Genomic DNA, 13867 nt, shown 5'->3' with positions numbered 1-13867 from the left:
CTGGTTGTTCTTGTTTTAGTTTTTGTTGTGAAAAACCTACACCCACCGATTCAGCTAGCGCTTTCCGTTTGCGAAACTTCTTGTAGGAAAGGAAAAGGAGGTGTAGGTGCTTGATTCATTAAGCGTTAGGAGTGTTGGGATTTACTGGTTGTGTCTTGATACCATATGAATTTTTTGGTTGTACAACAAAACCCAAAGTTACTCGTTTCATAATCCAGTAAAGTGCCACAAGGATAACAAAAGTAATAGCAATAATTACCAATGGCTGTTTCCCAAGAATTTCCTCAACACCTTTGGTCAATACTGCATCAGGTTGAGTAACAAAATCCCAACTGTTGAAACGTAAGAAACGACCCCAATAAATACCAACAGCACAGAGAGCATGGGTAATCAATTCCAGCCGCCAAATCCATTCACTCTTGCCGATGCGATGTAAGTAGTAACCCCAATTTATTAACGATATTACATAAGCTTGAAATCCACCCAAAATTACTAACAAATACACAGGAATTAGTACTAAAGTAATCATCCACACTGATTGAATGGTGCGGATATCGTCTATCAGGTGAATTACATCGGTCAATAAATATGGTGCATTGGGTAAGAATGCATAGAAGACTAAGAATCCTAGCCACCAAAGCCAAGTGCGACCACGCTTAATGCGAAATAGCCATACACTCAAAGCTAAAGGTATAAAAGCCAGAAATAAATTCCAAGTCATCCAACTCATATTAATTCGCAAGACCTGTACAACTCTGGCTATCAATTCTTCTTTCATAGGTGCTAACTCAGAAGACGTTTAATCGCTCTAAATTTACTTTGTATTGTTAATGTGATTGACTGATAAAGTTTCTGTCATTCCAAGAAAGGGGATTGGGTATTGGGTATTGAGTACTGGGTATTGGGGATTGGAAAATAGTATTTTTAATATTATTACCTAGTCTCTAGTCCCCAGTCCTTAATCCCTTTTAGTCAATCGGCTTAAGCCACCAGTATAGCCAGAAAATCATCAGGGTAAAATCTACCACAGAAAGGAAGTCTGGCCTGTAAAATCCAACATAATAGCTTATGGTGGACTTTTTGAATTGGAATATTACCCCGTCTTAGCTATTATATTGATTTCATTCTGCTGTGTTAGAGTTCCAGAAGTACCCTAAAGTTTTTGTGAAAAGCTTTATATGGGGATGGGGAATAGGAAATGAGGAGTGGTGAGTGGGAAAAGGTTTTTTGATGATAAATTTCTCTTCCCTACTCTCCACTGTCCGCAAAGTGAAAGTTACGGTAAGATGTGCGAATTGGTATAAATCTCTAACGAACCAGTACTCTACTGCGCGGACCGATCGCTTGTTTAGGTGAAGCAGGTTTTGTACAGCTATCAACAGAATCCTTTGAACAAGTAGTTTGAGCCAAGGTTGCAGGGTTGACAACTACTTGATTAACTGCTGGAGAATTACCATTACTGAATTCCATGTTAGGTGTAGTAGACAGCGATGGAGAATCAGACCCAGATGTGTAAGTTGTAGTCATCGGGGAAGCGATCGCACTACCACTATCAACGATTGGTGAAATAGTAATTGTGTCACCACTATCAACAATTGGTGGAGCAGTTATTGTCTCACCACTATCAACAATTGGTGGAGCAGTTATTGTGCTACCGCTATTAACTATCGGCGCAGCAGTTATTGTGTTACCACTATCAACGATCGCTGGAAGAGTCGGTGTGCTACCACCGCTAACTACGGGTGCAGGAGTAGGTGTGCTGCTACCACCACTCACTACGGGTGTAGGAGTGGGTGTGGTACTACCACTGGGTGCGGGTGTAGGAGTGATGAGAGTTGCAGTTGCAGGTACTTTAATTGTCAATTTCCCTATAGGAGAGTTAGTCATTTCCAAAGATGTCACCTTTGGCGAACCTGGGAGATCGGACTTGAAATCGAAGACTGTGGGAGTTGCACTACCATTGCGATCGCTATACCTGGGCCCATATCCACTCACTTCAAAAGTTCCTTGATACTGGTTTCCGGTTTTTGGGTCGGTAACAATACCAGTGTATAAGGCTTTTGTGAGATTAAATTCATCCTGAACTACTCCTTGAAATTTAGTTCCGGCCACTGTTCCCTGGTATTTAAAAGGTGTTAACTCGCCCTCAGAGAGAACAGGCGAATTCAGAACGCCGTTGAACGAGATTATGGGAATCCCTTTAAAGTCAACAAAATAATGCAAAGTACCATCATTACGTGTTTCGACTTGCACGTAGTCTGACTTGTATACAGGAACATAATTAGGATTGTTTATAGTACCCAAGTTCCGCGAGTAAGTCCCCGTGTCGTCTGTGTCAATTCGAGTAATGCTGCGATTGAAATTCGGATTATTGCTAGGAAGTTGAATGGTACCTGATAGTGTTCCAGTGCTTTGAATGGTGATTTGAGCTAAAGCACTTGTTCCACTTAAAGCAATGATGACTGCGGCTAAACTACTGCTGCTAACAACTGCACAACCCAACTGGTAGAATTTGGGATTTTGGACTTTGGCTACGCTCAGTCGAACGATTTGAGATTTTGAATTGTTGTCAAAATTTCTCGAAGTGGTATGAGTTGATGAATTCAATTTCATTAAAAATTTGCTCCTTTAATCACCTATGAAAAAATACGCATGGCTTTTTATCTGCTTCCATTGGGAAATGAAAGCATCTAATTACTGAATTTTTCAGTAGCTAAAAAGCGTATTTGATTACATTTACATCAGTACAAAATTAAAACCGGAAAGTTGCTCTTAATGTTCCAACTACTAAAGCATCGTTAGCAGCATTGTGATCGGGATTGAAAATAACGAATAAGCCTGGAGTTAGGGCAATATTGTCACTCAGTTGGGCGCGGTAAAAAAGTTCTACATGAATTGATGTGTCAGTGCGTCCGCCTGCTGTACCTCCATCAGAAAAGTTGGGAAAGTTAAATCCGTCAGGTAAAGTGCTAGAAGTAATTTTCGGCGGTTGTCCCACAAGAACGCCTCCTAAATTCCCACGGCGCAGCAAATTGGGAAAAGCTGCGAACACCATCCAGTTAGTAGTTTCTACACTTCCAGAAAGATTGGATGGTTTGGAGGAAGTGAAGCCACCCCAACCACCCAACTGCAAGTTAGGGTTAATTCGCCAAGCAACAGTAGCGCCAACTGCTTGGGTATCGAAAGCTGTAGCATCCGCAAAAGGGGAAATCAGTTGAGCATCGCCGATACCAGTTCCCAGTAAGCCATCTGGAGAGTGGGAATAAAGATAATGTATGCCGACATCGATGTTATCGCTAGGTGCTAAACTTAACTGAGCGCCAGCCGTAAATCTACCACCAAATAATCCGCCTTGGTTGCTATTGACAGGAAAACTGGGAATTTCTGCACTATAAACGCCTTGCAAACTAATGCGATCGCTAATTTGCCAGTCAAAACCTATACCACCAGTGCCGTTACCAATCCCTAAAATCGGGTTACGCTGACCAAATAGAGAAATTGCACCGTCGCTAGAACCTTCTAATGGGCTAATACCGCGAAAGGTGTTGATGGGGTTGACTCCCGCCGTACCGACGACAATTCCCAAGTTCTTCGAGGCCAGAAATCGATAAGATAAGTCACTAATAACTAGATTGTTGGCTGTACTGGACTCAAAACCCAACCGCCCCATATTGGTAGATAGCAACGATGCATTAGAACCCAAATTACCAGCAGACAATCCTGTTAACAGCAAATCTCGTCCGGTAAATGAAGTTGCTAAGGTTAGTTGAGCGCTACTTGTGAAAGTCAGATTTGTTTTTCCCTGGCGTTCAGGTATTCCATCTCTGGGAAACAAATCTGCATCGGTGGTATTGGTTCCCTGAACGCTAAAAACGGCTTGACCAAATAATCTCGTAGTTGTGGAAAACTGATTGTTTTGTAATTCACTAGTCCGGTTTTCTAGAACCTCGATACGCTGCTGTAATTGTTGCAACTCTGTTTGGAATTCACCTTGTAACCTTTGCAGCAGGATTAAATCTTCATCATTAACAGTGTTAAGTTTATTATTAGCGTAGGCGTAGCCCGCCGCAGGCATCGCTTCGTTAATCTTCTCTAAACAAGCATTTAAACCAGCCGCAAATTCATAACGAGTAATACTACGATTGCCCAGATAAGTACCATCAGCATATCCCGCAATGCAACCGTAGCGTTCCACCAAAGACTGCAAAGCACCAAAAGCCCAATCAGAAGGTTGCACATCCTCAAGCTGTGATACCGAGTTGACTTGAGACATTGGGTTGTCTGAGTCTGGGGAATCAGAAGATGGGGAGAGGGGGAGAGGGGGAGATGGGGGGATGGGGGGATGGGGATAATTTTTGTCAGGTTCCTTTGTTAGAGGTTGGGTATTTTTTGATTCAGGCGAGTTAGAAGAATTGATAAATTGAATTTTTTCTCTACTTTTTTTCAGTATATTTTCGTATTTATTTTTTACAGATGCTGAGGTAGACATATCTGGCTGTACAAATTCAGGCGGTGTAATTTCAGCAGCTGGGATTACTTGAGATAAGTTTTCTTGTGCTGACTCCTGCACCAGATTATCTGCCTCAATTACAGGCTGTTCTGGTAAATTGAGCGCAGATATTGGCGCTGTTGCTAGCACACTCGCCATCAGTAGACTCATATCACTCCTGGTATTTCATTTGACTTGCACCAATATTTCTTTTGACAGACAAAGTTGGTGTGCATCAGGAATATTTATAAAAAAGAGTGATAAAAGTTACTCTAATGGGGGTGAATTAGGGAGGGGAGATGAGCGAGAATAACTCCTAACTCAGCACTCAGTATTCCCATGCTCCAAATTAGATTATTCTGGCTGGTTACAGTACTTATTCATTTCATCGACTAACTTATCTGACTGCTTGCCAATAGCTTCAGCGGCTGTCAGTGATGAATCAATTTCGGTTCTGGCTTTTTGAATTCTTTCCCTACCACTAGCCGAGGCTTCTGCTATTTTAGTCGAACCTAGCGCCCTACCTGCTTTGGCGATCGCTTGACTGAGATTCTGAAAAATCTTCACAAAACCGCTTTGATATTCTTTCAGCTTGGGGTCTGCTAAATTCAGTTCCTGAATTGATTTAGTAATAAACTCTAAATCTTTAGACAGCTGGATGCTGGTTATGACTTGCGTTCCTTTATTTTTATCAATCAGTGATGTTCCCTCATCGACAAGTTTAATCAATCGCTGGCATTGGGAGACTTTAGTTTCGCTGCAACTAGTAATGAACAAAGCAATGCTCAGGCTCACAGGAGCAAGAACAGTATATTTACGTAAAATAGACATTAACACCCCAAGAGTAATAAAACCGAGAATATAGTATCCAATATTACGAGTAAAGATAATAGCTCAGGTAGAGGGTATGGGGCAAAAGTTTAACAAATTAGTTAATCTGGTTGTCTTAGAACTTTATAAACTCAGATCTTGTACCAGTTGCAAAAATCGCTATGGGTCAGGGACTTCCAAATAAAAAAACATCCAATTTTTCTTGTAGAGTGGATATCTTCTTTGCCCGTAGGTAAGGGCGAGTGAAATCTGAGAATGGCTCTAAATAGCAGACTTACAAACAAATTAGCGCATTGTTGTATCATCGCTAATGGTGTAATCTGAGATAGGTGAACTTCCTTCTCTTCGAGCAAATGTGTTATTAAAAAGTTCAGCTTTTAGTAAAAGCATTTCTTTTTCTCGCTTTTCTTCTATGCTTCTATTAGGTAGTGCGGTAAGTAAATATAAAGAAGCTAAAGGTGCATACAAGAAAGAGGTAAAAAACCATAGTAAACCCGAATAGCCCATCTCTCTAGCACGTATGCCAATAAATATACAAATTATAATAGTCTGAAAAATCTGTAAATACATTTTATTAACAATTCCATCTATATTGAACAACTTAAATAATTAGTTACCAGAGAAACTACTAATAACTGTAAGGTACTCCTCTAATTTATTAGTAAAATAAATATCTTCTTCATCTCTTCCAGTAATATGAAATACAATCTCACCTTTTTTTCCATTTGGTAATCTATATATAATTTTATGAGAACCATTATACGGATATCTTGGCTTTTTGTACTTTAGGATAGTTGAATACGGAACTGTTCTAATTGTTTTAATCAAGAGTAATTGGTAAAAACTTTGTATAAAAGGTATAGTAAATTTTGTTTGACTTCCTTCAAAAACTAATGCTGTATCATACATGAAGACTGAGCCTTCACCAGAAAAAAACTTATTATCATAAATAACTTGGAATCGCATATTTCTGTTTATCCTTCAAGAAATTTTTCACACTTTTCTTTCATATCAGAAAATTCAAAACTGTAATTTGATACAGAAAGATAGCCATTACATACTTCTATACACTTCTCATATAAACCCACCTCAAAGTATCCATTGGCTAAAAAGAGAGTGGCAGCAAAATTATAAGGATCTACGTAAAGTGCAAGTTTTGATTCAACAATTGCTTCCTCAAATCGCTTATCTAAAAAAAGTAACTCAATATACTTTTGATGGACATTCATATTTCCCCAATGTATATCTACAAAATTTTTAATAAGATTAATTATTTTTTCTCTATTTTGTGAAAATTCTCGCAGCATTTTATGAAGAAGTAAATCTTCCTTTAAACGCCTTATCTTTATGAAATGATGTGTACTAGCAAGCGTAAATGGAAGACTTACGAGTAATTGAATCAATTGAATCATGCTATAGAGAGAAGCATTTTCCGCCTGATTAACATCAAGAATAATATTAAATATTTTTTCTTGCACATTAATAGATACTAATAAACCAGAAAATATGACAATTACACTACTTAAAGTGTAAAATTTTTTACGCTTTTCTTGCCCTATAAAAAAAAGGAATAATCCGCTAATAGAAATAATATCTCCTACTATAAAGTAAGGTACAGTAGCTAAAAAGACAAGTATCCAGAATTTCACCCAGTTTATTTGAATTTCTTTTAGGTTCTTTTGCTCCCACGTGTTAATATGAGTTACTGAATTTGGTTCATTAATTTTTTTCTTTGGAATTTTATGTTTAGTCGATAATCTAAATAATCTTTTTAACTCATTCAAAAGCTCGTTTGCACAAGTTATACGGTTAATCAATTGTTTTTCTAAGAGATGAAAAATAATATTTTCCAGTTCAGGCTCTATTGTTTCTATAATTTCACTAGGCGCTTGTGGAATGCTAAATAATATTTTATGAGAAAGTTCTTCTTCCAGCTTAGCTTCAAATGGCTTAATACCTGTAAGAAGAGTATAAGCACAAACACCCAAAGCCCACAAATCTGATTGTTCACAAGGGCGACCTCTGAGTTGTTCAGGCGCCATATAATAATAAGTACCAGCAATGCGCTTAACGGTTTGGATTCCCTCAGCCATACGACTGATACCAAAGTCTACTAATACAAATCTTAGATTTTTATTGTCATCTATAACTAAAATATTGCTTAATTTTATATCTCGGTGAATTATATTATTGGCATGAGCATTTACTAGTGCATCTGCCATTTGAGTAAGAAAATTTATAACTTCTGAAACTGTAAGTCTTCCTCGCTGTTCTAAATAAGATTGAAGATTAATACCATTAATATACTCTGTAACTATAACAAGCTTTCCTGCATGAATAAAGTAATCTTTTAGCCTGATGATATTCGGATGATTTAGTAGAGAAAGTAATTCTGGTTCAATTAAAAGTAAATCAAGATTTCCAGTATCTTCTATAATTTTTATGGCCAGAGGTTCATTGGGTTTCGTATCGTGATAACCTTGGTAAACTACTCCATGTCCACCGCGACCGATCTCATTTAATAAAATATATTGATTAATCCGGCTACCTCTGATTTTATTACTGTTTATTATCAAGTTATTCATAAGAAACCTCTGTAATTAAATCTCCTATTGATGCTTCAATTAAAAGACCATCTTGGATGGTATTATGGCAATCAATTCTAATTAGATTGCCTACCTTGGTTCCACTAATTTTGGTCTGAATAATAACTTCTAAAGTAAGTACATCAGCAATCAAAAGTCTATCGCCAGTTTGTAATCGAAAAGGGTCATTTTCTTTGAGGAATTTACCATTTAGCTTTGTATGTCCCCCACTTTTATCAATTACAAAATACTCAGTATCAATTCTTTTGATTTCTAAATGCCTTCGACTTATTCGGAGACTCTTTGAGTCTGCTCCCGGTACTCTGATAACTACATCGTTACCTGCATCGAGAGAAGTACCAGATTTTCGACGTTGCCGACCTATTGAAATATTTTCTAAGCCATACGGTGCTTGATATGCATAAGGAGTTCCTAAAACGCGGAGATACAATAAATTTGATGTATTTCCTGATTGAAAAACTTTTCCATTATTTTTATTAAATTGTGCAATTGCTATAGCTCCACCGCCTAATTCTACTTGAGCGAGTATCATCTTTTTCAAGTCAGTAACTTCATTGTAAACTGGCATGTCTATCGACACAGATTTTAATAAGCTATTAATAATTACAAGTGCTTGTGCTAATTCGCCAGATTGAGCTAATTTTCTTGCTTCTTCTAAACGGGATTTCGCCTCAAATATTTTCTTTGTTCGTTCCTTCTGAAAAATTTCGTATTGCTCTTGAAGTTGGTTCCTGTAACGTTGAATTTTCCAGTTACGAATTGAATAAGATAAACAAATAGTAAATAACAAAATTAAAATTGTATGCCAGTGTAAAAATTCTTTTTTATCCCATTCAAATGTAGATATGGATGAATTTAATCTAGACCCATCAGCAGACCAATAATCTATTTTTAAATATAAAATACCTAAAGAATCAAGGGCTATTATACTTATCCAAGGTGCATTAGGAGCTTTTTGTTTTTTTAATTGAATAAATTTTCCTTCGTTAAAATCGTTTAATGTAAAAATATCGTCATCACGTATTTCTTTTCCAGACAATCCTGACTCATTAATAAAGATTTTTGTTATATCAATGTTATTTGAAACTGGCTTTGTAGAAACAATATATACAACTGATTCTTTCGGCGGCCAAATAGACGATTTGCTACGCCAATGAGATTTTTGATGTTCAAATAAGTCTTTTACCAAAGATCTACTTTCTTTTCTGTTGAGCGATAGAACACATTCATTTATCCATTGCGAACTAATCTTAGCTTTGTCAGGCTTAAAGCAAATCAAATTAAAAATAATTCCAAACAAAAAAACAAACAAACCTAAAAAAATATTTATTTTCCACAGATTAGAAGGCGTTTCATAACCTGTTGGTTTAACTATTTGGCGATCGCCTTTTTTCTCTCCACTGCTCTCAGCTATAATTGTGTCATCATTAACTTGTTTTTGTACAACACTCGGTATAGTTATCCTGACTTTTAAGAAGTCAAGAGATAATTCAATGTTATGTTTTAATAACGTTTCTTGATTATCAACGCTGATAAAATAAAAACCATCTGTTTTTCTCTCAATACTCCCCAAAGAACGCTCATCTCTTAACTTAGGAAATCTCACAACCTCCTTTGGATTTGTTCCAACAAGTACCTTTCCTTTAGGAATCACTATATATCTTGCTATTTCTTCACCATTATGATCGTGCTGAATAAGCACTGCTGGAGATAAAGAATCATCTTTGTTATGTTGAAATACAAATGATAATGAAGTACCTAGCTTGATTTTTGCATTCCAAGCAAGTTGGGTAGGCTTTTCAATCTTGGCTTCATCAATATAAGTACCATTGGCTGAATTCAAGTCTTCAATCCAATACTCATTTTTATCTAAATTATAAAAAATACCAGCATGTAAATTACTTATTTGATGGTAATCATCATTGATAACAAAATCACATGTAGAGGCACGTCCAATAGTAGCTTGCTTGCTAAAGATGCAATAAACCTGATGATTACTACCGTTTAATTTTAAAATAATTCTATTCTTTTCCAGAGCTATTAACTTGCTTTCAAGTTCAACAAGCTCTTGTTCTGCATCTTTAATCTGCTGTTCTAATTTGAATTTACTGGAAATATCATTTTCAATGATAGAAGCTTTTTTTAACTGTTGGATTTTGTTGTGTAAAGTTTCATATTCAAAATCTGTATCCACTAGTTTCCTGCCCTCCTTTGCGATTTATTGGAGCTGCTATTCAATTTTATTGAACTTTAATTTCAGCAGATCTCAGTCATGCCAGAGCCGTAATCTCTCATTTTTTCCCAGACGCAGTGCTAAGGAATTTTTCGGATTTGCTGCCAAAACCAGAATTTTTTTTGACCAAGAAATTATCCTTCATAAGGACATAGGCGTTGTCTTACAAAAACTGGTAAAACTTAATAAAATTGTTGCAGAAAAATTTATTATTGGTATGATTTAAAATCAGTATTCATGAACTTAAAGTACCCATGAAAAATGTGCAATTCATAAATTTAGTAGCAATACTGTAACATACAAGCCTACTGTGCTACTTTTCGGATTTTTTAGGTTTATTTAAAATTTAGGGGACTAACAAAAAAAAGGGGCTTAAGCCCCTTGATAAAACCCACAGAGGTGGGTTTTATTTGTGTAGATGCGGTTTGTAACCGCCTATTTAGCATGAAGTTAACTCCCCTCACCTCAAATCACCAATCTACCGGTAAACCCAACTGGTCTAAAGTAGCACCATTTTGCAAAAGTGGTTGAATATCGCTGTCTATTTGAATGCGGCCACCAGATAGTACCAAAGCACGTTGAGTAACTCTACCTAACCAATGCAAGTCATGAGAGGCAATTAAGATCGCCTCCACTGGTAACCTGAATAATACTTGTGCCAAATGACGCCGCCACGCTGGATCGAGACCGTTAGTCGGCTCATCCAAAATCAGGATTGTTGGTTCTAGGGATAAAATCGAGGCTAGGGCAGCCAACCGCCTTTGTCCACCGGAGAGTTCGTGGGCAGAACGATTGGCGTAGGCTTCTAGACCAAAATCTGCTAATAACTGGCGGGCGCGATCGCTAGCTTCTGCTGCTGACATGCCATAGTTGCGTGGGCCGAAGGTGACATCTTCTAAAATGGTGGGCATAAATAGTTGGTCGTTGGCATCTTGGAAACTAAAACCGATTTGCCGACGTATTTGTGGTAAAGTTTTCGGTTCTACCGGGATGCCATTAATCCTAATTTTTCCAGATTGCGGTTCTTTTAAGCCAATTAGGTTTTCCAGCAAAGTGCTTTTTCCTGAACCGGTGGCTCCCATCAATGCCACGCGATCGCCTCTGTTCAAGCTAAAAGAAATTCCTTCCAATACTGGTTCTGGGCGGGAATATGCATACACCAAGTTCTCAACCTCGACTACAGCTGCGTGGGGTTTATGGGTTGATGATTGGGGGTTGGAAGTTAAAGATTTCAAAATTTACCTATGTAAGGGAGTTGGTAGAGACGCGATTCATCGCGTCTGCGGGGAGTGGGTTAAATTTTGTAGGAAGTTAAGGTGACGACACCAGCGATCGCCCAAGCTAATAACAAGGCAAAGCGCTCTTTTGGTCTGAGACTGGAATCTATGGGCAATTGTCCGTTGTAACCACGAGCTACCATTGCTGCGTAAACTCGTTCTGCTCTGTCTAAACTGCGGAGATACAAGGCTCCAATCATGGCAGCACTAGTGTAGCGCAGCCATGCGGCAGTTCCAGTCAGACCTCGTAATTGAGCGCTGCGCTGCATACGTGTGACTTCTGAGAGCAAAATCTCCATATATTGCCCAGCTAGGAGCAAGTTTTCTTTGATTGGTGCGGGTACGGGTAAGCTTTTGAGGGCGATGCCGAAACTGTGAGGCGGTAAGGTTAACAAAAAACTATTCATGGCAATCAGACAAACCAGGGAACGAACTAGCAAGAAACTAGCTTTTTCCCATCCCAAGGGTAATGTCAGCAATGACAAAAAAATCAACTCTGTACCCAATAATCCTCCCAGGCGGCGAATTGGTACGCGCAACAGCCAAGCCCACAAAAGTGCGATCGCGCTATACACACCCAGCCCATACCAAGCATGATGTTTTAATAAAGCTGCCCCCACCACAATCACTAGAGACAGTTGCAAACGTAGCGGCAAAGAAAGTTTAAGCATTGTTCGGTTTCACTATCTTGGCAATGCCAAAGGCAACAGCAAAGCAAATCGCAGCCCCCACAAGTCCAGCGATACTAGTGCCAATTGCTCCCAAACCCTCAATCCCATAGTCAGCTAGGGGAGTCGGTACAATTATCCGTACTTTGTTGGCTAAGTCGATGAAACCTAAGTTTTCAGCAACTTTCTCTAAACCATCAGGCCAGGCTGAGGCAAACAGTGATAATACTCCTGCAATTAAAAAAATGCTGACAATGGGTATCGACCATCCACGAAATTCGTGCTGTTCCCCTGGTAATAAATCTGGTCGGGCAGTAGCTAAATAAGTCAGCACACCCCCGGTAATCAGTCCTTCACCAACACCAATCAGGATATGTACACCAGTCATGGCTGGTAAAACTACGGCTACAGATGCAGTTCCAGAGAGGGCTAACTCAATGGCTGCTGCTACGGCAGCTACTACTACACTGACGCCAGCCGCAATGCCAGCAGCTAATGGTAAACGCCCTTTAGACCCTCCAAACAGCCGCTGCAAGGTTTGGGTCAAAATCCAGCCTACCCAAACACCAATTACCGCCATGTTCAAAATATTTGCGCCCAATGCTGTAATTCCACCATCAGCAAATAGCACGGCTTGAATAATTAAAACTGTGGCGATAGATAGCATCCCTGCCCAAGGACTGCCCAAAACGATCGCTGCTAAAGTTCCTCCTAACAGGTGACCACTAGTACCTCCTGCTACTGGAAAATTAATCATTTGAGCAGCAAAAATAAAGGCGGTGGTTAGCCCCAGCAAAGGAGCACGACGGACACCAAAAGCCTCTTGCGATCGCTTTAAGGCTATAAAAAGCGCTGCCACACTCGCTAAACTAGTAGCCCCTGCCACTGGTAGAGAAACAAATCCATCAGGAATATGCATAAGTTACCCTGTATTTTAGATGTTTTTTTTACTCTAAACAAGTAATAAAGTAACCATATTAAGTTAATAACAAACTAAATTTTTCTCCTTGTTGCAATGCCCTATTGGGGGATTTGATGGTGTTACTTTTGACAGATTTACATTACAATATTTAATCGATAATATATTGGATTTTTTGTTTTTATTAATTTTTGTTAATTTTATTTTTAGATATATTACCAAACGTTGATAAATTCTGGAAAAATTCCCAAGAATCTGACAAATACCTGCATCAATACCTCTGCCTAAAGTCGAAAAATAGCTATTAGTATATCAAAGGTTATTTATCAAGTAAAAATCAAATTATCTATCGTTAACTCTGCCATTGTAACTTTTAGGGCTTTTTCCTCCAAAGAATTTCTACTTTCTAATAGCTTGCGTTTTATTAGTTGCACATATCGAGATGATTTGTCAATATCAACATCAATACTTAGCGTCTAAAGTACCGTTGCCTTGCTTTTGCGTGATATTTAGGTCATAATATAGCGGCAGCAAATATCAACTTAAATGCTCCTCTTCCTGTCTGTATCACTTAAAATTTATTTCTGTAAACTTTATTTTCGCTCTCTCAAAATTTATCAAAATAGAATTGATTTTTTGGTAACAAAAGTTTTTTTATCTAAAAAGAATAATAGTCAATCTATCCCAGTTCTAAATCATTGATAACCAAATTATATATCAAAGGTTTTAAATAATTTGAAAATCTGAACATTGCGAATTTTCATGAATTAAATAGCCCTGCTATATTTATATTAATAAATAATAAAATGTTTGATATTCAATTATTGAACTAGAGCACGATTAT

The 13867-nt window shown here is 38.1% G+C and carries 11 protein-coding genes; all 11 read right to left on the bottom strand.

The annotated features are described in order from the left end of the window. Nucleotides 1-118: 118 nt before the first annotated feature. The 11 genes from ACM0OY_RS16145 to ACM0OY_RS16095 all read right to left on the bottom strand — a co-directional run bounded on the left by ACM0OY_RS16145 (nucleotide 119) and on the right by ACM0OY_RS16095 (nucleotide 13023). Complete coding sequence (locus tag ACM0OY_RS16145) at nucleotides 119-778, bottom strand: DUF1361 domain-containing protein (protein WP_414569858.1); 660 nt, start codon at nucleotides 776-778, stop codon at nucleotides 119-121. A gap of 530 nt (nucleotides 779-1308) precedes the next feature. Beyond that, nucleotides 1309-2613, bottom strand: coding sequence for a hypothetical protein (locus ACM0OY_RS16140; RefSeq protein WP_414569857.1), 1305 nt, complete (start codon nucleotides 2611-2613; stop codon nucleotides 1309-1311). Nucleotides 2614-2752: 139 nt separating this feature from the next. Continuing rightward, nucleotides 2753-4660, bottom strand: coding sequence for an iron uptake porin (locus tag ACM0OY_RS16135; RefSeq protein ID WP_414569856.1), 1908 nt, complete (start codon nucleotides 4658-4660; stop codon nucleotides 2753-2755). A gap of 183 nt (nucleotides 4661-4843) precedes the next feature. Next, entirely contained in the window at nucleotides 4844-5320 is a 477-nt protein-coding gene (locus ACM0OY_RS16130) for a hypothetical protein (protein WP_414569855.1), read from the bottom strand. A 285-nt stretch (nucleotides 5321-5605) separates the two neighbouring features. Further along, a complete protein-coding gene (locus ACM0OY_RS16125; RefSeq protein ID WP_414569854.1) occupies nucleotides 5606-5920 on the bottom strand; it encodes a hypothetical protein in 315 nt (104 codons plus the stop codon). A gap of 9 nt (nucleotides 5921-5929) precedes the next feature. Next, entirely contained in the window at nucleotides 5930-6286 is a 357-nt protein-coding gene (locus tag ACM0OY_RS16120; protein WP_414569853.1) for a hypothetical protein, read from the bottom strand. Nucleotides 6287-6294: 8 nt separating this feature from the next. Next, the gene (locus tag ACM0OY_RS16115) at nucleotides 6295-7905 is read right to left on the bottom strand and encodes a protein kinase domain-containing protein (protein WP_414569852.1); all 1611 of its coding nucleotides are present in this window, start codon (nucleotides 7903-7905) and stop codon (nucleotides 6295-6297) included. Continuing rightward, nucleotides 7898-10120, bottom strand: coding sequence for an FHA domain-containing protein (locus ACM0OY_RS16110; protein WP_414569851.1), 2223 nt, complete (start codon nucleotides 10118-10120; stop codon nucleotides 7898-7900). Before ACM0OY_RS16110 ends, ACM0OY_RS16115 begins: the two co-directional genes overlap by 8 nt. A 509-nt stretch (nucleotides 10121-10629) precedes the next feature. Then, nucleotides 10630-11394, bottom strand: coding sequence for an energy-coupling factor ABC transporter ATP-binding protein (locus ACM0OY_RS16105; protein ID WP_414569850.1), 765 nt, complete (start codon nucleotides 11392-11394; stop codon nucleotides 10630-10632). Nucleotides 11395-11453: 59 nt separating this feature from the next. Further along, the gene (locus ACM0OY_RS16100) at nucleotides 11454-12107 is read right to left on the bottom strand and encodes an energy-coupling factor transporter transmembrane component T family protein (RefSeq protein ID WP_414569849.1); all 654 of its coding nucleotides are present in this window, start codon (nucleotides 12105-12107) and stop codon (nucleotides 11454-11456) included. Then, nucleotides 12100-13023 carry an energy-coupling factor ABC transporter permease gene (locus tag ACM0OY_RS16095; RefSeq protein ID WP_414569848.1) on the bottom strand — a complete coding sequence of 308 codons (924 nt, stop codon included), beginning with the start codon at nucleotides 13021-13023 and terminating at the stop codon, nucleotides 12100-12102. Before ACM0OY_RS16095 ends, ACM0OY_RS16100 begins: the two co-directional genes overlap by 8 nt. Between the last annotated feature and the right edge of the window lie 844 nt (nucleotides 13024-13867).

The sequence above is a fragment of the Nostoc sp. CCY 9925 genome, assembly GCF_963920935.1.
In the GTDB taxonomy this organism is placed as follows: Bacteria; Cyanobacteriota; Cyanobacteriia; order Cyanobacteriales; family Nostocaceae; genus Nostoc.
The sequence above is the reverse complement of the archived record's forward strand: the minus strand, read 5'-3'. Positions and strand labels throughout refer to the sequence as shown.

What these genes read in the sequence shown, in the direction of transcription:
- ACM0OY_RS16115 (WP_414569852.1), bottom strand. Translation starts at nt 7,905, where the DNA reads ATGAATAACTTGATAATAAACAGTAATAAAATCAGAGGTAGCCGGATT.
- ACM0OY_RS16140 (WP_414569857.1), bottom strand. Translation starts at nt 2,613, where the DNA reads ATGAAATTGAATTCATCAACTCATACCACTTCGAGAAATTTTGACAAC.
- ACM0OY_RS16100 (WP_414569849.1), bottom strand. Translation starts at nt 12,107, where the DNA reads ATGCTTAAACTTTCTTTGCCGCTACGTTTGCAACTGTCTCTAGTGATT.
- ACM0OY_RS16145 (WP_414569858.1), bottom strand. Translation starts at nt 778, where the DNA reads ATGAAAGAAGAATTGATAGCCAGAGTTGTACAGGTCTTGCGAATTAAT.
- ACM0OY_RS16095 (WP_414569848.1), bottom strand. Translation starts at nt 13,023, where the DNA reads ATGCATATTCCTGATGGATTTGTTTCTCTACCAGTGGCAGGGGCTACT.
- ACM0OY_RS16130 (WP_414569855.1), bottom strand. Translation starts at nt 5,320, where the DNA reads ATGTCTATTTTACGTAAATATACTGTTCTTGCTCCTGTGAGCCTGAGC.
- ACM0OY_RS16120 (WP_414569853.1), bottom strand. Translation starts at nt 6,286, where the DNA reads ATGCGATTCCAAGTTATTTATGATAATAAGTTTTTTTCTGGTGAAGGC.
- ACM0OY_RS16135 (WP_414569856.1), bottom strand. Translation starts at nt 4,660, where the DNA reads ATGAGTCTACTGATGGCGAGTGTGCTAGCAACAGCGCCAATATCTGCG.